The organism is Streptomyces sp. NPDC002926 (assembly GCF_053591755.1).
In genome coordinates, this window is the sequence record NZ_JBSFUK010000004.1 from 68,410 (window position 1) to 86,842 (window position 18,433).

Consider the following 18,433-nt stretch of genomic DNA (forward strand, 5'->3'; position numbering starts at 1 on the left):
ACGGGACTTCCGGCCTGTCTTCGTGACCTTCCACAGCCGAATGTCGAGGGAGTACCCCGGCCGGGCCGACCCCCGAGTGCGCCCAGCCGGAGTTTCCTCTGTCGTGCTCACGCAGCTTCCTCCCGCTCCGCAAGCCATCGCTCGTACTCGGATCGCCGAATGCGCACGTCACCGTTCGGCAGCTTGATCGAGCGGGGCGCTTTGCCAAGTTGGCGCCAGCGGTAGAAGGTTGCCGGGGCAACCTTGAGATCAGTGATCACCTCTGCAATGGTCAACTTCTCGTCCATCGCGCGGACGCTCATGCCGCCGTCCTTTCGGGTCCGGTCGGGATGTCAGGGGGTTTGACCCCCTCCTCAGAAGTCCGCTACATCCGCTTCGCCGCTACGTCGCAGGTCAGCGGCGGGTTTCATGTAGCGGGATGTCGGGTGTAGCGGCTACAACGCGTTCCGGGTCCGGCTCGCGCGGGGCGTGCCGGACCCGGAATTGGTGTGCGTGTAGCCGCTACATCGGTGTCTTCCGCTACGCGGCCGTGCCCTCTGAGCTGGGCAGTAGCGGCTGGAGCGCATGTAGCGGACTTCCAGGCAAGCCCTCCGGAGGGGGTGCGCAGTAGCGCTGCCAGGCGTCGTAGAGGTCGGTGCTGTAGTAGCCCTTGAGGACCCCACCGGCCGTGCGGATGTTGCGGGAGGCGATGGGCTCCCCCTCGGCCGTCACGTACTCCCCGAGCATCCGGGAGAGGCGGCGGGAGTCGAGTGGCTTGCCGTGCAGGTCCGCCCATGGGGCGTCGTCGAGGGCGTTGAGCCGGTCCAGGACGGCGACGGTGGGCAGACGGTCGATGCCGACCATGACGTGGTCGCGCAGGTCGGTCAGCAGGCGCACGCCCAAGCTGCCCTTGTCGTTGGCCTGAGCCGCTTTCACCAGGATCACGCAGGCTTCACGCGCCCGGCGGGGCCACTCCCCGCCGACCGCGTCGGCGACGGCGAGGAGCGGTTCCCAGACGTCGGCGGGCCGGTCGGTGACACCCTCAGGCATCTCCGGCCACGCCCCCATGACTCGCTCTCGGACCTGTTCGGCCCATGCCGCGAGCCGGTCGCGCAGGGCATTGCCCTGCTGCTCGTGCAACCGGGCGCGGAAGGGCTCGACCTTCTCGTTCCTGGCCCGTCGGCGCATGCGGACGATGACGGAGCGGGTCAGGATCGTGTCAGGCAGTGAGCCGAGTCCCGCGACCGCCACGGCGGTGTAGGAGGGGAATTCCTGCACGGTCTGGTTGCCGCCGTCGCCGATGCACCGGTAGGTGACTCCGGAGCGGCGGTGGCCTGCGTTGAGGAAGCCGCGGAGTTCTTCGTTGTCTCCGGCCTTGGGTCCGAAGACAGTGTCGATCTCGTCGAAGAGGATCGTGGGGCGTCCGGCGGGGTCGGAGACTGACCGGAACAGGGCTGCTGCCCGGGCGTTCACTGCGAGCATGGGGCGCGGTACGAGGGTTTCGACGACTTCCAGGGCCCGGGACTTCCCCGACCCCGGTTCCGGGGACAGGAACGCGATACGGGGGGTGGAGTCGAAGCAGTCGAGCAGGTGGGCGTGCGCATCCCACAGCGCGACGGCAGCGTAGGCGGCCTCGGTGGGGAAGACGTTGAACCGGCGGTGGAAGGCTTCCACCTCGTCGAGCAGGGCGGCCCCGTCGACGGTGGCCGGGGTGCTGGTCTCTGCGGTCATGCTGCGGCCCTCCCTTCCTGGCGGATGCGGAGCGGGCATTCGTCGCGGTGGGCGGTGTGGTCGTCGATGAGGACCAGGACGTTGTGCCGGCCGACTGCGCTGCGGTCGTGTCCGCACACGCATTTGGAGGTGGCGGTGGGGATCGCGCCCTTGGGTGCGGCGATGTGCAGCCAAGCAACGGGATACCGTCCGTCGCCCTGGTACGGGTCAGGACGAGGAGCTGAAGGGACGCCCTGTCGGGCGGCGACCTTCGGCGCACCACTACCGGTCGGGGCGGGCACCGGTACGGCGACCGGCGGCACAGTCGACGCTGCGGGGAGGCTTTTCAGTGTCGTGGGACGCGGCGGGGTGCTCATGCCGCCTCCCGGGGCCTGGCAGTGCGGATGGACCAGTTCAGAGCGCTGCGCAGGGTCGAGCGGCACTCGTACGGCTTGAGTCCGGCCGACTCCCCCGCCGACTGAAAAGCCTGCTCGACCACGTGACGGGGGATGTCGCCCCACGCCACGAAGCGCCCCATGGCGCGCGCGGCTGTGAACAGGACCCGCTCCCGGTCACCTTCCACCGCAGCCTCGATGGCGGCCCGTTCACGCTCCAGCGCCACATCGGCGCGCCGGGTGGCGTCGCGTACCACTGGAGCAATGCGGACCGGTCCAGCCGGGCGGGGCGGGGGCGCGAGGGCATCCAGCAGCCACCCGGGAAGCGGAGCGACCCGAGTATCACTCACGACCTCATACGCACCGTCCGGGGTGGTGCTGCCAGGCGCCACGACTTGCCCGCCCCACGCCCGGGTGTCGACCAGCGGGGCGAGAGTGCCTGCCGTGCTGGAAAGCCGGACGCCGGACGGTGCGGCGAAATAGAGATGCCGCCCGCCACCGCTCGCAGTCCGGATCGTGCGGGTGGTGGGCACGGGCTGCCCGGCGCGCTCGCAGAGCGCATGGAAGGTCGTCACGCCGCTAGGCGTGTCCGCACTGCTGTTGTGCTTGGGCATGTCGAGGTCGACGACGACCAGCCCCGAAGGGCCGGTGGCGATACCGACGTTGAACGCTCCCGTGGCCCAGCAGCGTTCGATGGTCTCAGGGTCGGTGGTGGCGCGCTGCTCCCACTTCCGGTGCCCGCTCGAGCACTCGCCCCGGCGGGTGCAGCGACGCTCACCGTGCAGCGCGGGCGGCTTGTCGCCGGGCCGCAACGGGATGACGAACCAGCCGCGCTCGGCTGCGTTGAGCGCTGCGCGGAGCAGCGCGGTTCGGGCTTTATGGGTCATGCTAGATGTCTCCAGTTCTCTACGGATGTGCTGGATTGCCGGGGCGGCCCCGCTTCATTGGCGTGAGAGGGGGCCGCCCCGGCGTCATTGCTTGGGGCGGGTGAGCTTGAACGTGAGACCGCCGACGCCGATCGGTCCGGCAGTGCTGGCGATGAGGGTTGCGGTGTGGATGGCGAACTCGAACAGGGCGAGGATCGCGGCGACCGTGCCCGCCACCCCGATGGCGGTAGCGAGTCCGATGCCGAGTGGCACCAGGTAGGCGCGCGCGGTCCGGGGAGCAGGGGCGGCCTGGTGGACGATGATGATCGGTCGTCCCTCGCGTTCGGCCTGCCGGTAGAGGTGGGCGGGTATGTGCGGGGCGATGCTTCCCTCCGGCTCGGGGCCGGGCGGTTGGTGGGTCATGGTGGTGCCTCCGTTCGTCTCGCGATGGGTGGTGCGGGAACGGGGCGGGCCGGTCTCCACAGGGTGTGGAAACCGGCCCGGGGTACAGACCATCGTGGTCACGTGGCGTGACCGTAGTGGCTAGTGCCTAGTGGCTACTGGCAAGCACAAATGGCCCGGTGAGGGACCCCGGTGGCCAGTAGCGGAGCGTTTTACTGGCTAGTGGCAAGTTGTCACTAGCCAGTAATCGGTAGCCCTGTGTGAGCCCTCAGAAGTGGTCGGGATGGACGTAGACGGAGTGCGGTCCGTTGTCCCGGTAGATCAACTCACCCCGTTCTGCAGCCGCTTTGAGGGCGTCGCGCACGGCCTGCCGGCTGCGGCCCACGAGGTCCGCGACCGCGGAGGGCTTCATGCCCATGGGGCCCGCGAACTTGATGGCGGCGATCGCGTCCGCCAGCCATGCGGGGCCCGAGTCGCTGTCCTTGTCCCCACGCAGCGCGGACAGGTTCAGCCCCTGCGAGGGTTCCGCGGGCGGTTCCTCCTCGGTCGCCGCAGTGGTGGGTTCGGCGGTAGTGCCGAACTGTTCGTCGATCTCTGCCATGAACTGTGCTGCCAACGCATCCTCGTCCGGCTCGGCGCTCTCGCCGCGCAGGGCCGACAGGTTCAGTCCGCCACCGGCCTTGGCCGGGGTGGTCGTGGACTCGGTTCCGGCGTCGTCACTGCTGGGGGTAGCGTGCGTCCAGGCGATGCGGTCGCTGTACCAGCGGCGTGCGTAGGCCGATCCGGCCGCGGTCGCGGACGGCTGGTCGAGGGCGGGGTGGCGCTCGGAGGTGGCGGCGACGATGTCGCGGATCTGGTTGGGCAGGATGCGCCAGTTCTTGAACACCGCCACCGGCGATTCCGGGGTGCCCATGAACCCCGCGCCTTTGTAGGGGGCTTGGTCCGTCCTGAGTCCGCGGCTGCCGGAGAACATCTTGCCCAGGTCCATGCCCTCCGTCTCACCACCGGTCAGCGCGACGCGGACCTTGGCCTCACGCCGGATCATCAGGTTCCCGAGCACCGAGCCGGTTGCTCCCAGTGCGGTGAGGACGGTGCGTACGCCCATGGCGCGGGCGATGCGGATGACTTCCAGGATCTTCCTGGCCAGCTCCCGCATGGTCTTGTCACTGCTGGTCAGGATCTCCGCGCCCTCGTCGATGACCAGCATGATCTGCGGAATCTTCGCGCTCACCGGCAACAGGTCGGTGTTCGCACGGGACATCAGGTCCTGGTAGGCCATCTTGCGGTGCTTCGCGACCCTGACTGCCGTATCGAGCATCAGGAGTGCCTCCTCGTAGGAGGCTGCCAGCCAGTCCACACCGGGACGCAACGGCGCCTGTCCTTCTACACGCTGCTGGTTGAGGGCGGGCAGGACCCACGGGAGGCCGGCCGATCCGGCGTTCAGGTCGATCACCCACGTGAGGACGTCCTCCGCGCGGGCGAATCCGGCGAGGATGACGTGGACCATGTTGGTCTTGCCCGAGCCGGTCGGGCCGACCACCAGCGCGCACTGCTCGCGCAGATAGGTCAGGATCTCCTCGGCGTTGGTGCGGTAGCCCCACGGCAGACCGGTGTGGATCGAGAGCGGCCCGTACTCGTTCGGATAGGTCGTCTCGGTGACCAGGACGTTGGCGGTGGTCACGTCGATCAGCACGCGGCCCTGGTCGATGCCGGGGCCGGCCGCGGCGGTGCAGCCGTGCGGCAGGCGCGCATCGGCGGACAGCCGTCCGGACTCTTTCGCGATCCTGTCGTAGGTGGCACCGCCGGCCGGGAGTTCGGCATCGATGGTGAATCCGGTTCCGGTGGGCCACATCTCGACAGCCAGCACCTTGAGCGTGATGCCGCACACCCGCTGGATGCGGTCGACCCATTCGGCAGCGATTGCCCGCCGCTCCGCGGAGAGTTCGGCGGCGACGTGGCGTTCGGCTGCGGCGATAGCCTCCTCCTCGCGTGCCTCCTCATACAGGCTCATCGAGTGCGCGGCGGCGCCGATGCCGATGCCGATGGTGGCGAGCGAGCCGAGCGCGGCCCAGGTCAGCGGCCCGGTGGCCATGGCCCAGGTGGTCCATCCGGCGCCCACCAGCCAGGAGGCGGCGCGGGTGGCGATGGTGCGGCCGGCGTTGCGGGCGCGCAGTCCGGCGATGGCATGGCCCAGCGCGCCGGCGGTGCCGGCCGCGAGTGCCCAGCCCGGTGGCATGGAGGTGGCTGCTCCGGTGGTGGCCAGGGCGAATGCTCCGGTGGTGGCGGACAGAGCGCCGGTTACGGGTCCGTGACCGGCGCTCCAGTCCCACACCGGCCCAGTGTTGGCCCGTGTGTTGGTGGTCATGTCAGACGTTCCAGCCCTTCTCTGCCTCGGGACCGTTGCGGGGGTCTTCGTGCCGTGCGATGTCCTGCTCGTGCACCTGCCTAAACAGCGGGCCCAGGTCTTCGGCGGCGGACACGGCGTACATCAGGGCGTTGTAGATGTCGGTCAGACCGCCCGCGACTTCCTTCTCCATCGGGAACTCGGAGTCGGAGCGCTCCGCGAGGATCTGCATCGTGCGGGCGACGCTCAGCAGGGCTGCGGGCAGGCCCTCGACCATGGCCAGGATCTCCATGCAGCCGTCCGGCTCGTAGGAGTGGGCCGCGGACTCCATCTCCGCTGCGGTCTCTTCGAAGTTGAACCCAGACACGTGCGTCGCCTCCTCAGCGAACGTCGGGGAAGGTGCGGTGGGCACCAGGTGCGTCGGACGCTCCACCCGGTCTTTGATCTCGTTGAGGTCGCTCTCGGCTTCCGCGTCCGCGGCGGCCTCTTCGGCGTCCTGGGTCTGCCGGATCGCCGCGTCACGCTCGGCCTTCTCCAGCCGGGCCTGACCGAGCAACCTGCGGTAGAGGCGTCGCCCGGGGTACTGGAGCCAGCGAATGCCGAGCTTGCGGCCCAAAGGCGTGGTGAACAGGCCGACGACACCCAGCGCCCCGCCCAGCAGCGCAGCCACCAGCCGTCGGCCCTGCATCCGGGCCGCCGAGCGCCACAGCGCCCCGCGGGCCCGCTTCCGGGCCGGTGCCTTGCGCACCGCGGACCGCTTGCCCGCAACATCCTGCCCAGTGCGCTGATCCTTGGCCGCGCGCGCCTTGGCGACCAGCGCGCTACGGCCCGACGCCACCTTGCCCACACCACGGGCAAGGGCACGGCCCACACGGCCCCTTGTGGGTGCGTGAGTGCTGCGAGCGGCGGATTTCGCGGCCCGGCGGGCGTCGGCGACACCGCGGCGTGCCGCAGTGGTCTGCGCACGATTCGCGGCCCGCGTCGGGGCTGCATTCTGCTTGTCGGCGCGCAGTGCCCGCACCTGACCCACCCGGCCGGTGCTGCCAGGGCGGGAAGTCCCCCGCCGCTTCGCCGTGCCCGCGTCGTGGGCGGCCTGCCGGTGCCTGCCATGGCCGACAGGGCCACCGGCGTGCATGCCCGTGCCGGTGCGGGACTTGCTCCGGCCACGGCCCCTACTGGTGTCGGCGTTCCCGTTACTGCGCTGCGACGGCACCCCGCCGCGACGCTGCGAACGTGTTCCGCCCACGGCCGCTGAGCGCGATGTCGTACGTCCCGCTTGCCGCTTCCGTGGTGTGCGCCGGTCGTCCCGGCGCTTCGTTCGGGCCGCGGCTGCCGTGCCGAGGACGACCGCACCGGTCATGGCGATCGCCGCGGCGCCCGGCCCACCGGCCAGCGCGGCGGTGGCGACCATGCCAATGGTGCTGTTGGCTCCGGTCGTTGCCAGCGGCACGACCGGCCAACCGCCCGGCGTGTGGTCCAACTCGGGAGCCTGGGAGCAGGGTGTGGGTTCGGGTGTGGGTGGCGGGGTGGCCGGTTCTACCGCTACCGGCTCCGTACTGACGTCAGTCATGCTGCGAGCACTCCTTTGGGAGAAGAGGCCCGGCCGGGACTGTGGAGGTGACGGCCGGGCCTCGGTCATCGGGACGGGTCAAGCGGCGCGCTGTTCGTCGGGAGTCATGCGAGGTCAGAGCTGGTTGGGTGCGATCTCGAAGAACTGCACCGCGAGCTGGTCGATGCTCAGGCCCATCTCCCGCGCGACGACGGCACGAATCTGCTCGAACGCCTCGGCCCGGGTGCCGCCCTGCGGCCCGGTGGGCAGGTCGGCCGTGCCGCTGAAGGTGGCGAAGCGCCGTGCATCGCCGCTCGCGTGGACGGTCATGACGTAGTGGAAGGTCGTGGTCGTGGCAGCGGTGCTCACGGCGGATCTCCTAGCCAGGTAAAGGTGTTCAGGCGGCTTGCTGTGCGACGGGATAGGCGCAGGACACGCACATCCCAAGCGAGAGCGGGATGCAGTAGCCCGCATCGGTACGGCACTTGGGGCAGGTCCGGCGGGCTGCCATCGCCTTGGCGTGCGCGGCCCACATCGCTTTCGTCATCGGCCGTACCGGCTTGGCCCGGCAGATCTCGTAGAGGTAGGCGACCTGAACCCCGCCGCAACGGCGGCGGGCCCGGCGCATCACCTGCGCGGCAACCGGCTGCCCGCCGGGCCGCAGTCCGCGGGCCCGTAACTGCCGACGCGTCGCGTATCCGTCCGGCGCGAACCGCCACGGAAACGTAGGGACCCCATGCGTGCTGCCGGTGGGGTCGTAGCACTTGCCGAAAGCGAGGGACATCAGCCCTCACCGCCCACGGCCGTCAGGTGCGGACGGCCCTTGTCCTGCTCGCCCTCAAGTCGCTTGTAGACCTTGTGGACGTACGTGGTGGACCGGGTGGACTTCACCGCGGCCTGAGCGATGGTGTCGCCCATGACCCAGCACGTCCGGATGACGTTCAGCGCCTCGCCGGCGGGCAGCTTCTCCCCCGCAGTGGCCTCTTCCCCGTCCGGAGTGGACGAAGGGGGGACAGCGAGGGGATACACCTGCTGTCCACCACAGATGACCAGCCGCTTTACCGCGGGAGCCGACTCCTGCGGGGCGACCGGCTGCGCGGCTGGGGCCGGGGTGAATGCCGGGGTGGACGCGGGGTGAACAGGGATGCTGTCCCCCTCGTTCACCAGGGGACGCAATTCCGCGATCCTCGCGAGGATCGCGCGCCGGTAATGCGTGATCGCCTCGGCGAGAACGATCAGCAGCACCGGGGGAATCGAGTGGAGCACCAGCCCAGCCGGGTCCACCTCCCGCGGCACCCCGAACGGGGAGCCGTCCGGCCACAGCGCGGCCCAGCAGTTCATCAGCCAAGTGCCAAGCCCGGCGAACCAGCGCAGCGCGGTGGCCCATCCCGAGGGGTGCACACCGTGCTGCGACAGCAGTCCGTCGACGATCAGTACGGTGCCGAGGGCGACCGCGACCATCGGATCGAGCAGCCACGCGATCCACACTGAGATGTGATGGGTGATCGCGAACAAGGTCACGTTCGTTGCGGTGAAGGCGAGCGCCACGACCGCGATTGCCACCAGCACCCGCGTCAGGCGCGACTGGAGCAGGAGCAGCGCGGCGATCTGCTCGTCCGGGGATGCGGGCCGCTTCATGGCGACACTCCGACCGTGACCGGTTCCGCGACGCCCGGTCGGTTCGTCGCGGACGAGGGCGGCGTCACCGGTGCGTAGCCCACGAGATGGACCGTGGCGCTCCCGTGCTCGATCTCCGCTTCCAGGCACAAGGTTGTACCGTCGCCCTGCACGTGGCCAGTCACGGCGTCCGGGCTGATCGCAAGCGCCGCACGCCAAGCCTCGAACCCGGCAATGTCGTTGTGGAGCGAGAGTTCCAGCCGGTGCGGGTAGATCGGCGACACATGCACGTGCACGGCCGGCAGTTCCGGGAAGTCGACTGCCAGCATGCGCAGCACGCGCAGCGGGGTAATCAGGTCGTTCAGTGTCAGGTCGTTCATGCCGCGGCCCTCTTGCCCGCACGCGGCTGACGGCGGCCCGCGGGACGCGTCAGCGGGACGACGTTGAACAGCTCCGGGGCGAACGCCTCGATCGCCTCCGCGGCAACTGCGCTCACCAGGTCCGGCAGCTCCGGGTAGGCGGTGAGGATGTCGCGGGCCGCATCCAGCCGGGCGGCCCGTTCCATCTCGCTCTCGCCCTCCACACCCAGCCACAGATCCAGCGGGGTACCGAGCGCGAGCTCAACGAACTCTGTGGCGGTAACAGCCACATGACCAGCAACGATGTTCTTCATGGGTCGTAGTTCCTTTCAGGTGGGAACGGCCCAAATCAGCGGCCCCGGTGTTCGAGCACCGGGGCCGCACGCCGTTGAAGCCGGGAAGGACTCCCAACGCTCCCCACCACCCCCGGACCGACTGGCTCAGGGATGCCTGGGCAGCACAGGGCTGCGTACGTGCACTGCGCGCGGACCAGAGCCGCGCCGACCGCCTTTCTGAGGAGGCGGTGACCTCGTTGTTGATTTGTCAAGGAACAGACGCTTCCTTCGGGCCCGTTTCACGGGGCCCTCCGGGCGATTCAGATTGACCTAGGTCAATCTTACTGTCAAGAGGTGCCGTCGGATCTGAGATTGACCTAGGTCCGGTTACGCTCGGTGCTATGGAATCGAGCCCTGACGCACCGAAGCCGACGGCCAAGGAGATCGCCGCGAAGTACCGCGGAGAAATCGCAGACGGCAAGCGGGAAGCTGGCTCCCAGCTGCCTGCAGCGCGGAAGCTCGCGAAGGATCTCGGCGTGCAGCTCATGACCGTGCAGAGCGCTTACGGTCAACTCCGGGATGAGGGCTTGGTACTCACCCAGCAGGGACGTGGGACGTTCGTTCGCGACCCTTCGGCACCCCTCGGCACCGAGCCGGGCAGCAGCCCTGCATTCGCCGCGTTGGCGGAAGAGCTCAGCTCGATTCATGACGCTCTCCGTCAACTCGGCGAGCGTCTCGACCGCCTTGAGCAATTGGCTGGCAACGACTCTCCAACCTCGCGGTGACTTCATCCGCGCGACTCAGCAGCCGCTCGACCGAGGAGCGCGCCTGGCGCAAACTCGCCCTGATCACTGCGAGTTCAGCGGGAGTGAGACACCCCTGCTCGTTCGCTTGCTCATTGATCCCTAGCATGCCAACGAGCATGTGGCCGGGAACAACAGAGGACCCTGACAGAATGTCCGGGTCCTCATTCCTTGCAGGTCAGGAAGGTTGACGATCCATCACTTGGTGACTTCGTCCACAGCATCGAGGACAGCCGACCAGGGCAGCTCTCGACCCGGTGGCGCATCGCGCGGCTCGTACAGCGGCCAGACGTCCGGCCCGTACACGAGGCGCACGCCTGCCTCTCGGAGCGTGTCGAGGTGTCGTTGCCACCCAGGATGCCGCGCGTGCGCGGCATTCACCCGCGGGAAAACGACGACAGGAAGTCCGAGCGTTCCGATGGCTTCGCCAACCTGAGTCAGCGCCTGGTTGTCCGCGATTCCCGTCGCGAGCTTGGCGACCATGTTGGAGCTTGCCGGGGCGACCACGTAGCAGTCCACGGGCGGGTGCGGCCTATCGTCTCCCGGAAGCCGCGGCTCAGCTCGCACCGGGAGGCCTGTCAGCTTCTCCAGCCGCTCCACTTCACCACTCATCCGCAGCCAGTTGCCCGCGGTCGGCGTCAGCGTCACGGCCACCTGCCAGCCTCGGTCCATTGCGGGCTCAACCAACCCGGTACGAAGCGCTTCAACTCCGCCGGCCGCAGAGCCAACGACTCCCAGAACCCCGCGCTTGCCCGTACTCACTGCACCGCCTTGCATCGTTGGGCCATCACGAACACCTCGGACGATGGGGAGCCCGCGGTCACCGGGGACTGCTTGGTCAGATCTCGCAGCGTTTCGCGGACCCTGGGATTGTTGCGTACGAGCTGAGGAGACGTTCGTTCGGCCTTGCGCAGCTCCTCGAAAGCGTCGTCACCATGTCCCGCAAGCGAAAGCGCGCGAGCGAAGTCGATGCGGTGCGAAACGCTACGCTCCTGAGGCATGTGATCCACGTTGATCCGGCCGTTCTCCACCACGTATGCGACGTTGTCGAGGTCCAGCTCAATGGAGAGCCGGTGCAGCAGCACGTTCGTCGGGCCGAACCCAGTCTGCCAGTAGTTCTCATCCGAGCCGAGATCGTCCGCAAGCTCTTCGGCGCGGTTCAAGAGGCGAGTAGCGGTGGGACGGTCCTGGTGTCGCGCTGCTGCGACGGCGGCCCGCAGGTGAATCATGCCGAGCAAGCTCAAGGCGGCAGGATCGCTCTCCGCTATGCGGGGAGACAGCCAGTTTGCGGTAGCGTCGCCCAGCTGCATCGCGGCCTCATAACGGCCGTTGGCGAGCAGGGCGTGCGTGCCGGAGCGCGCAGCCGAGGCCAGTACCAACGGATCGTCGGACGCATCGGCCGCCTGCATGGCTCGCTCGGCAGCGAGCCATGAAATGTCAGACTCCCCAATCTTCGCGAGCGTCGTGGCCGCAAGGTGGTGCGTACGGGCCGACACCGCCCAGCAGTCATGGCGGTCCTCTTCGCGACGTGCCGCACGATCCTCCAACTCTTGAGCGGTCTGGAGCAGCGCTGGAAGAGCAAAAATCACGCTGCCGAGCCGACCGCCCTGGTAGTCGTTCCAGACCTTCTCGACATGCACCGCGGCCGGAGCCGGGGTCGGAAGCTGCGCATCCATCTCCGGCCCGAACAGGAGACGCGAAAGCCGCCGTGGACTCATGAGCGCATCACGCACAGCGGGCACATCGTCCTGCTGCTTCTCGTCCTCCACGAGCATGGACTGACCCACGATGTCCCCGAGGGGAACTCGAAGGATGCGGGCGAGCTCGGCGAGCATGTCGATCCGCGGCGGCTTCCGTCGCCCGGACTCGGCCTTCGCCAACCAGTCAGTGCTGCGGCCGACCAGTCCGGCCAGCACCTCTTGCGTGTATCCACGGCGCTTCCTGTAGAACGCGATTCGTTCGCCGATGCTGAGGTGATCTCCGAGACCACGCATGGGGTGTTGCCTCCCGCTGCTGTGTAGGGGCGTCTCTCAAGGTACCGACGCGGTGGTGAACGAGTAGGGGATCTGAGCCCCATGCCACGGACAGCGTGTAGCTCGGAATGGGAGAGAACCCGGACGGAATGTCCGGGCTTGCTGGACCGCACGCGATGTGCCCGGGGCTGTCCGGTTACGGAGCGCATCAGGGTTGTTGCGACACGTTCTTGGGCGTGCGCCAAAAATCGAACGCATGCTTGAATTTCGGCCATGGCCCACACCGACTTTCCGACCGACCTGGTGCAGGCCCAACGACGGAGCTTGCCGAGCGCCAGGTTCCCTATACGGCGCTGCGGCGCCGTCTGGTGCAGCTGTCCTGCCGTCTTGCCGTGCATCCGTTCCGGGGCAGCCGGGACGGTCGTCGGCGGCACGGGTGGAGCTGCGGCGCCAGGCCGCGCACAGGAGGAAGGGGAGACCCATGCTCGATCACCTCACCGCGCGGCAGGTGAGCATCCTGCGCTGCATCACGGAATGGATCGCTGACCACGGGGAGGCCCCGTCGGTCCGGGAGATCGGTCAGCGCGTGGGCCTGTCGAGCACGTCGTCCGTGGCATATCAGCTCCGCCGGATGGAACAGGCCGGAGTGATCAGCCGGAGCGGGCGGCGCTGGCGCTCCTGCCGCATCGGCGGCTGACGGGAGCGCTGATCCCTCTGCGCATACTGCTATGTGGCGCCCGCTGCACTGATGGGCTAGCCCGCCGGACCACACTACTGCGGGCGGGCGGCCCGGCTACATCGGGTTTCACTCGTCGACCGCTGGTGCTTAGCTGCTTTGGCGGTCAGCGCACTACAGCCTGAAACCGTGAACCAAAAGGAATTACGTCCGCCAGCCGCGAATCATCGAATTCAGGTTCGCCCTCTGAACTGCTAATTCGCTGGGCCCATTCAGTGACCTGGCCACTAAGTAGCGTTTTCAAGAAGTCAACCCTCCACGAAAACACCTTATTCTCCAGGGTTTCGAGCGTTAGGTCTGCCCCGAAAGCCTTTTCGGCAACCATGGCGACTAGCTTAGGTCGTTCGGATTCCCGATCACGCCAGCCCGGCTCGCGAACACGCATGCGCTCACCAGACACAGGGTCTCGCCTGTTGGACATCTGCTTATACATGCTTGTCCGTTGGGTCCCAGAAAGGAGACCATTGCGATACCCGTGCTCGATTAGGGATGCCAGAGACATGCCCCAAGTCCTTTTGAGGGGAGCGAGAGAGCTTAGAGTAACAGCCCTCGGCCATTCGCTTTGTAGCACTTCCAATGGCAGCAGAAGCTCCGCTGCAAACGAATACGCCTCAGCTTCCAGGTCGCCCTCACGGCGCGATTGATGCATGGCCAAGTGGCCTAGCTCATGAGCGACGGACATTCTCGTTCGCTCCCATGAATCGTTAGCTCTAAGGCCGATCAACGGCCGGTCGAGCATAGGACCAATCCAGGTCGAGAATGCATCGTGATTTTTGGCGTGCAGATCGCCATCAAAATGAATCGTCGCGACGTAAACGCCGCCCCTCTCCAGGCTTCTTACGAGGTGAGGGATCGGCTCATCTTGGGAGAATCCGAGAGATTGGCGTACAGCGTGCGCCGCATCGACGGGTCCCATATCTACAGGAATCCGCGGTACTCGCAGCAGTGGGAGACGTAGACGTGGCTCCGCAGCATGGATCAGGTCCCCCACCAGGCGAGACCAAGATACAAGCTGGTCCTCTTCGGACTTGGACAAGCTCTTCTTTGCGCGGAATAGCAAGCTACCGCGCTGCACTGCTGTGACCGGCGGCGACGCGAGAAACGCGACGGAAAAGCCCAGAGCTAGGGCGATATCGTTTGCCTTCCGCCACTCCAGCGCGGTGCAAATTGCATGCTCTAGCTTTGAATACCAGGACTGCGAGATGCTCGCCTGGGCCGCGACCTCGCCAGAGCGCAAGCGCTGAATAAGGCGAGCATCTCGCAGTCGCTCTCCGTAAATCTCTACGTCAGGCTTGTCCCCCCACAGTGGAGTTGCCTTCGTCATCATCGCGGTTGTCCTCGTCGCGGGTGTCGGACACTTCCTGTTCCGACCGGATGTCCTCTTCGTCGCCCCATACACCGACGACACCCGCCAGGTCGTCGTCCTCGTTGCGCGACCCGATTGGAGCGCCGAACAGAGGATGCTCGACGGTACCAGCCGACATCGCCGGGATTCTGATCTCCTCCAGGATGTCGCAGGAGATACCCCAGCGCTGCATGGTCTTGACGCGACTCAAGGTCAGCGAGTAAAGGGAGCCGAAACCGTCCCAGTTCCAGAGCAGGACGACGGACCCCGCCGGCCCGAGGAGCGTGGCCTCGTCGAACAGATAGGGCTCCACATGCTTCGCTGAGGGCGGTCGCATGCGGAGACGCGGCTGGACTACTGCACCATCCAGCCTCACACGCACCCATGCTGTCCCAGCCTCGCGAATCTGCATGCGGGACCGCTGGACCGCCATTGACGAGCGCGCTGATGCGATCAGCTCCGTGCGAGCCAGAGCAGACATTGCTGGCCCGTTTGGTGGCTTCGCTGCGTCGCTGGTCATTGACGCTACCTTCTGCACACAGTCGTCCAGAAGATCCCGCAGCAAGGAGAGCTCGGTCTCGTACTCGCGCGCCATCAGTCGAAGCATGAGGGGTGATCCCATGAGGAATATTTGTACCCCAGATTTCACCCTTGGTCCAGCTTGCAGCGCTGTTCGATATATGTGAGCTCACGGGTGCATCCTAGCAGGATTAACCCATCTTGACCTGCGAAAATCCCAAACTCATCAATCGAACAGACTGCTGCTTCTCGACGCCCCGAGAGCCGAGTGAGTGTGACTAAGATCTCAGCACTTATGCGCGGGCGGGCGCCGGCGACCCCGCAGTTGTTGGAGGTACGAGCCCGCGGTTCGCTGACTACGGACCAGGTCCAAACCACGGCGCGTCTGGCCCGCAGAGTGGACGTGAGGGCACCCGCGCGGCGTAGGGGGCGGGGCCACCATGCGCTAACGGGTTAGGTCACACGCCAATCCCTATCCACTGCATGGCTGTTGTAGCTACGCTGGGCCCATGAAGCGGGCGAAGAGGGACAGCGACCCGGTAGCGAGCGTTGCCGCTACCGTCGCAAAGCTCCGCAAAAAACCTCTAGGCAATGCCACAGGAAAGGGCTCCAAGTCGGCCTCCGCGCTGACGGGTACGGCCCGTCGCAACCCACCAGCGGCTCCAATGAGTGGTCGTAGGGGAATGATGGTGCCCCTGCCTGGCATCCCAAGGCCTAAGGTCGCCAAACCAAAGACGATCAAGAGGCCAACGCCGCGCAGTGTGTCTGAGCAGATCATGACGCTCACCCGCACCGAGGCCGAAGCCATGGGCAAGGCCATGCGGGACCCCAACCGTCCGGTGCGGAAGCTGCCGCCTCGCCCGTGATCCCTGTCAAATGGCGCCAAGCTGAAGAGAATAGGGACTCGGCGGCGCTCGCCGCGTTTGTCTGCGGCATTCCGGCTCCGCCCAGCAGGAAGCCTCCCCAGTGGGAGCGGGAGGTACAGAGGTACTTCCAAGGCGAAGTCTGGAACGACATCAGTGCGTCGAATTACCCTGACCAGCGCTTTCTGATTGCAGAGGACGATAAGGGCATCGCGGCCGCATTTACCCATGCCCGCATCGAGTCGAGCGATCCGGCGCTCGCTGCTCCGGAGGGCGAGGCCACGCGGATGCTGATGATGCTCGGGGTAGCGAATCGCTACCGCCGACAGAACCAGCGGTTCGGTAACCAAGTACTCGACGAGGCGTTGCACGACGTCCTTGGCAGCGAACCTGACAGCCTCTATGTGAACGTGTGGGGCAAGGTGAGGCCTAGGAATCTTCCGAGCCAGAGGATGCTCGAGAGGGCAGGCTTTGAAAAGCGGGATGTTGCGAGCCTGGGCAACTTCACCCACTGGCATCTTGTCCTCAGCCGCTGATGTAGCACGCGGAACCGACGACCGCTAGTTCTTGCCCGGTGGGTTGGTGATGCCCTGTTCACGCATGGGCCCGGCTCGGGGATCAATGATCCGGGTGTAGGCGTTGTGCACTAACCCGTCAGCCACTTGGGAGAAATCTGGGAGAAGTTCCTCTCCCAACGCCGACCAGGCGCCAAACCGTACCAACGGATACCAACAGGCCCACCTGGGGAAACTCCTCCTCACCCTGGTACGCACCAAGATCGGATCTTATTCGGGACGAAGGGGTCGTGAGAAAGGCCCGCACTCTCAGGCTGCGCAGATCAGGTGCGCCTGCCGAGTGAAGGCAGACCGCCCGACACCGTGTGGACACTGCGCCCTCTACCAGCCTGCTGTGAAGCTCGCTTGGCGACAAGAACGCTACGCGCGAGCGTGTCCCATGCAGCTGCCGCATCTGGGCGGCCGTCCTCCTTGTGCGCCGCGGTGATGCTGAGAAGCGCTGTCCGTGCCTTCTTGAACAGCGTGTCTCTGACGTTGGTGACTGACCCATGCACGCGTACTGCGCCCGCAGTGCTCCGCAAACAAAGCACCAGCCGCTTGTCGTGGGCACGGGAGTTGAGGGGAGCCACGTACAGGCTGGCGCGGCTAGCGCCAACCCCGATGTGGCTGAGACGTACCAGGGCATCCGCGTCGCAGGGCAGGAGCGCGTACTCGACACGCCCTTCTCGCAACGGGGTCAGCGATGCAACGTCAAGCCTCCCGCTCTGCCGGCGCACCCACACTCGGACAGACGGCCACTTCCGCGCTCCAGCTAGGGCCGGGTGCTGCGGGAGTGGTTGTGGGCAGGGGAGTTCGGGGGTGTCAGTCATGCCGGCTGCCTCCTCCCTCACCGGGTGACCACGACCATCCTGCCGCCTGGTCCACTTCTTGTGACCGGCCTCGTCAGAAATATGGGCATCGAATGTCTTGGGAGAAGTCCGGGGGAAGATCTTCTCCTGAGGTCGTCCGCGCACCACGTCAGACCAACCCGCACGCTGGCGGGTGCGTTCGGGCAACCTGCGGCCATGGTTCAACTGTCGAAACCCGTCGAGGCTCGTACGTCCACGTCACAGCCGTGAAGGCACACTGCAGGGGCCGTTCTTGAAAACCGCCGCTATTCAGCTGTCCCTCCTTCGTCCGGGTTGGCCGGTTGTAGGAGGCTCCAACATCCCCCTGTGTTGCAGCTCGACGGACCAGCGCGACGCCTCCACTGCCCCGACTGCTAGCAGCCGCAGCAGCGGACAGCGGGATCACGACCGCAGACGCACTCACCCTCCTCAGTGACTCCCACATGGTGCCCTGTGGCATCCGACTGTGTCGCTCGTGGTGTCCGGAGGAGCTTCGCAAAAGAGCGTCGCTAGCCCCCGAGCCGTGCCAAGCTGGTCCTCCACTCAGGCACAGAACAGCACAACCGGGGGCGCACCATGCCGATGTGGGTCGCATGTTTATGGGGACTCGGTGGAGCAGCGGTAATCGAGGCCCTCGACCTGATCGCTGCCATCCGTCGGGTGAAGGACTTTCCGTGGCGCAGGCCCGGCGAACTTGGCCCCGCACCGTATGCACTAACCGTGTTCCTGCGCTTGGGTGCGGGCGTGGTGGCAGCGGCCGCCATAGGGGCGAGTGGCCAGATGGGTGCCGTAGCCAGCGCCATTGGGGCTGGAATCGCTGCTCCGAAACTCGTGGAACAGTTCGGACGACAAGCCGTCGAACAAATGGTCTCCCCGCCTGCGCCCGTCGTGGGCGGCGTGGCCTCTGACGGAACCGCGACGGGCAACTCGGCGTCCAATGACCAGACCAGCGAGGGGAGGGCTCATGCGGGCTGACTCCATGATCGGGCGCCTGCTGGCAGGCATCTCGAGAACCACTCCAGCCTTCGCCCCCCCGGTGCGCAGATCTCCTCAGAAGCTCAGGTCGCAGATACTGGTGGGCGTGGCGCGCACGACGCCGGCTTTCACCCCCGCCGGCCTTCCACCGCTGGGAGCTGACGGAGCGGCGCGCACCCATGGCGCCGCTGCCAAGGAGGAGCCGCCCGCCGTTCGCGGTCCGGCTGTAGAACAGAATGCGACCCAACGCCGCGCCCCCCGCCGATGGCGTGCCGCCCACTTACCAAGTTGGGTCATCCGTTCCCATTCACGCTCCGGGCT

19 protein-coding genes are annotated in these 18,433 nt (G+C 66.9%); 3 read left to right on the forward strand and 16 right to left on the reverse strand.

Annotated features, from left to right (window positions below; translation table 11 throughout):
* Positions 1–107 precede the first annotated feature (107 nt).
* From ACWDZ6_RS09395 to ACWDZ6_RS09450, 12 genes are all read right to left on the reverse strand, one after another.
* The gene (locus ACWDZ6_RS09395; RefSeq protein ID WP_451502384.1) at positions 108–302 is read right to left on the reverse strand and encodes a helix-turn-helix transcriptional regulator; all 195 of its coding nucleotides are present in this window, start codon (positions 300–302) and stop codon (positions 108–110) included.
* A gap of 217 nt (positions 303–519) precedes the next feature.
* Entirely contained in the window at positions 520–1,710 is a 1,191-nt protein-coding gene (locus ACWDZ6_RS09400; protein WP_451502385.1) for a DUF3631 domain-containing protein, read from the reverse strand.
* Complete coding sequence (locus tag ACWDZ6_RS09405) at positions 1,707–2,066, reverse strand: hypothetical protein (RefSeq protein ID WP_451502386.1); 360 nt, start codon at positions 2,064–2,066, stop codon at positions 1,707–1,709. The genes ACWDZ6_RS09400 and ACWDZ6_RS09405 overlap by 4 nt, the downstream gene beginning before the upstream one ends.
* Entirely contained in the window at positions 2,063–2,971 is a 909-nt protein-coding gene (locus tag ACWDZ6_RS09410; protein ID WP_451502387.1) for a bifunctional DNA primase/polymerase, read from the reverse strand. The genes ACWDZ6_RS09405 and ACWDZ6_RS09410 overlap by 4 nt, the downstream gene beginning before the upstream one ends.
* An 84-nt stretch (positions 2,972–3,055) precedes the next feature.
* Complete coding sequence (locus ACWDZ6_RS09415) at positions 3,056–3,373, reverse strand: hypothetical protein (RefSeq protein WP_451502388.1); 318 nt, start codon at positions 3,371–3,373, stop codon at positions 3,056–3,058.
* A 247-nt stretch (positions 3,374–3,620) separates the two neighbouring features.
* Positions 3,621–5,717, reverse strand: a complete 2,097-nt coding sequence (locus ACWDZ6_RS09420) for a hypothetical protein (RefSeq protein ID WP_451502389.1) — start codon at positions 5,715–5,717, stop codon at positions 3,621–3,623.
* Between the two features lies 1 nt (position 5,718).
* Entirely contained in the window at positions 5,719–7,266 is a 1,548-nt protein-coding gene (locus tag ACWDZ6_RS09425; protein WP_451502390.1) for a hypothetical protein, read from the reverse strand.
* A 114-nt stretch (positions 7,267–7,380) separates the two neighbouring features.
* On the reverse strand, positions 7,381–7,614 hold the full coding sequence (locus tag ACWDZ6_RS09430) for a hypothetical protein (protein ID WP_451502391.1): 234 nt from the start codon (positions 7,612–7,614) through the stop codon (positions 7,381–7,383).
* A 28-nt stretch (positions 7,615–7,642) separates the two neighbouring features.
* Positions 7,643–8,029 carry an RRQRL motif-containing zinc-binding protein gene (locus ACWDZ6_RS09435; RefSeq protein WP_451502392.1) on the reverse strand — a complete coding sequence of 129 codons (387 nt, stop codon included), beginning with the start codon at positions 8,027–8,029 and terminating at the stop codon, positions 7,643–7,645.
* Positions 8,029–8,883, reverse strand: a complete 855-nt coding sequence (locus ACWDZ6_RS09440) for a hypothetical protein (RefSeq protein WP_451502393.1) — start codon at positions 8,881–8,883, stop codon at positions 8,029–8,031. Before ACWDZ6_RS09440 ends, ACWDZ6_RS09435 begins: the two co-directional genes overlap by 1 nt.
* Positions 8,880–9,242, reverse strand: a complete 363-nt coding sequence (locus tag ACWDZ6_RS09445) for a hypothetical protein (protein ID WP_451502394.1) — start codon at positions 9,240–9,242, stop codon at positions 8,880–8,882. Before ACWDZ6_RS09445 ends, ACWDZ6_RS09440 begins: the two co-directional genes overlap by 4 nt.
* Positions 9,239–9,535, reverse strand: a complete 297-nt coding sequence (locus ACWDZ6_RS09450; RefSeq protein WP_451502395.1) for a hypothetical protein — start codon at positions 9,533–9,535, stop codon at positions 9,239–9,241. Before ACWDZ6_RS09450 ends, ACWDZ6_RS09445 begins: the two co-directional genes overlap by 4 nt.
* A gap of 362 nt (positions 9,536–9,897) precedes the next feature.
* On the opposite strand from ACWDZ6_RS09450, the gene ACWDZ6_RS09455 reads away from it, so the two are divergent.
* Positions 9,898–10,281, forward strand: a complete 384-nt coding sequence (locus ACWDZ6_RS09455; protein WP_451502396.1) for a GntR family transcriptional regulator — start codon at positions 9,898–9,900, stop codon at positions 10,279–10,281.
* A gap of 216 nt (positions 10,282–10,497) precedes the next feature.
* Here the strand turns inward: ACWDZ6_RS09455 and ACWDZ6_RS09460 are convergent, their stop codons facing one another.
* Together ACWDZ6_RS09460 and ACWDZ6_RS09465 are read right to left on the reverse strand one after the other, a co-directional pair.
* The gene (locus ACWDZ6_RS09460) at positions 10,498–11,076 is read right to left on the reverse strand and encodes a flavoprotein (RefSeq protein WP_451502397.1); all 579 of its coding nucleotides are present in this window, start codon (positions 11,074–11,076) and stop codon (positions 10,498–10,500) included.
* Positions 11,058–12,293 (reverse strand): helix-turn-helix domain-containing protein, encoded by a 1,236-nt coding sequence (locus ACWDZ6_RS09465; RefSeq protein WP_451502398.1) that lies wholly within the window; start codon positions 12,291–12,293, stop codon positions 11,058–11,060. The genes ACWDZ6_RS09460 and ACWDZ6_RS09465 overlap by 19 nt, the downstream gene beginning before the upstream one ends.
* Before the next feature lie 460 nt (positions 12,294–12,753).
* Here ACWDZ6_RS09465 and ACWDZ6_RS09470 point away from each other — a divergent pair, with 460 nt between their 5' ends.
* Entirely contained in the window at positions 12,754–12,969 is a 216-nt protein-coding gene (locus ACWDZ6_RS09470) for a LexA family protein (protein ID WP_451502399.1), read from the forward strand.
* 145 nt (positions 12,970–13,114) lie between these two features.
* Here ACWDZ6_RS09470 and ACWDZ6_RS09475 read toward each other — a convergent pair whose 3' ends face one another.
* Together ACWDZ6_RS09475 and ACWDZ6_RS09480 are read right to left on the reverse strand one after the other, a co-directional pair.
* Complete coding sequence (locus ACWDZ6_RS09475; protein WP_451502400.1) at positions 13,115–14,335, reverse strand: helix-turn-helix domain-containing protein; 1,221 nt, start codon at positions 14,333–14,335, stop codon at positions 13,115–13,117.
* Positions 14,295–14,948: a hypothetical protein gene (locus ACWDZ6_RS09480; RefSeq protein WP_451502401.1), complete on the reverse strand. Its 654-nt coding sequence runs from the start codon at positions 14,946–14,948 to the stop codon at positions 14,295–14,297. Before ACWDZ6_RS09480 ends, ACWDZ6_RS09475 begins: the two co-directional genes overlap by 41 nt.
* Positions 14,949–15,734: 786 nt before the next feature.
* Here ACWDZ6_RS09480 and ACWDZ6_RS09485 point away from each other — a divergent pair.
* Positions 15,735–16,271, forward strand: a complete 537-nt coding sequence (locus ACWDZ6_RS09485; protein ID WP_451502402.1) for a hypothetical protein — start codon at positions 15,735–15,737, stop codon at positions 16,269–16,271.
* The last annotated feature ends 2,162 nt before the right edge of the window (positions 16,272–18,433 follow it).

Coding starts and splice junctions, on each gene's coding strand:
- ACWDZ6_RS09480 (WP_451502401.1), bottom strand. CDS start 14,948: ATGGCGCGCGAGTACGAGACCGAGCTCTCCTTGCTGCGGGATCTTCTG.
- ACWDZ6_RS09425 (WP_451502390.1), bottom strand. CDS start 7,266: ATGACTGACGTCAGTACGGAGCCGGTAGCGGTAGAACCGGCCACCCCG.
- ACWDZ6_RS09470 (WP_451502399.1), top strand. CDS start 12,754: ATGCTCGATCACCTCACCGCGCGGCAGGTGAGCATCCTGCGCTGCATC.
- ACWDZ6_RS09415 (WP_451502388.1), bottom strand. CDS start 3,373: ATGACCCACCAACCGCCCGGCCCCGAGCCGGAGGGAAGCATCGCCCCG.
- ACWDZ6_RS09405 (WP_451502386.1), bottom strand. CDS start 2,066: ATGAGCACCCCGCCGCGTCCCACGACACTGAAAAGCCTCCCCGCAGCG.
- ACWDZ6_RS09460 (WP_451502397.1), bottom strand. CDS start 11,076: ATGCAAGGCGGTGCAGTGAGTACGGGCAAGCGCGGGGTTCTGGGAGTC.
- ACWDZ6_RS09445 (WP_451502394.1), bottom strand. CDS start 9,242: ATGAACGACCTGACACTGAACGACCTGATTACCCCGCTGCGCGTGCTG.
- ACWDZ6_RS09420 (WP_451502389.1), bottom strand. CDS start 5,717: ATGACCACCAACACACGGGCCAACACTGGGCCGGTGTGGGACTGGAGC.
- ACWDZ6_RS09395 (WP_451502384.1), bottom strand. CDS start 302: ATGAGCGTCCGCGCGATGGACGAGAAGTTGACCATTGCAGAGGTGATC.
- ACWDZ6_RS09475 (WP_451502400.1), bottom strand. CDS start 14,335: ATGATGACGAAGGCAACTCCACTGTGGGGGGACAAGCCTGACGTAGAG.
- ACWDZ6_RS09450 (WP_451502395.1), bottom strand. CDS start 9,535: ATGAAGAACATCGTTGCTGGTCATGTGGCTGTTACCGCCACAGAGTTC.
- ACWDZ6_RS09435 (WP_451502392.1), bottom strand. CDS start 8,029: ATGTCCCTCGCTTTCGGCAAGTGCTACGACCCCACCGGCAGCACGCAT.
- ACWDZ6_RS09410 (WP_451502387.1), bottom strand. CDS start 2,971: ATGACCCATAAAGCCCGAACCGCGCTGCTCCGCGCAGCGCTCAACGCA.
- ACWDZ6_RS09455 (WP_451502396.1), top strand. CDS start 9,898: ATGGAATCGAGCCCTGACGCACCGAAGCCGACGGCCAAGGAGATCGCC.
- ACWDZ6_RS09400 (WP_451502385.1), bottom strand. CDS start 1,710: ATGACCGCAGAGACCAGCACCCCGGCCACCGTCGACGGGGCCGCCCTG.
- ACWDZ6_RS09440 (WP_451502393.1), bottom strand. CDS start 8,883: ATGAAGCGGCCCGCATCCCCGGACGAGCAGATCGCCGCGCTGCTCCTG.
- ACWDZ6_RS09465 (WP_451502398.1), bottom strand. CDS start 12,293: ATGCGTGGTCTCGGAGATCACCTCAGCATCGGCGAACGAATCGCGTTC.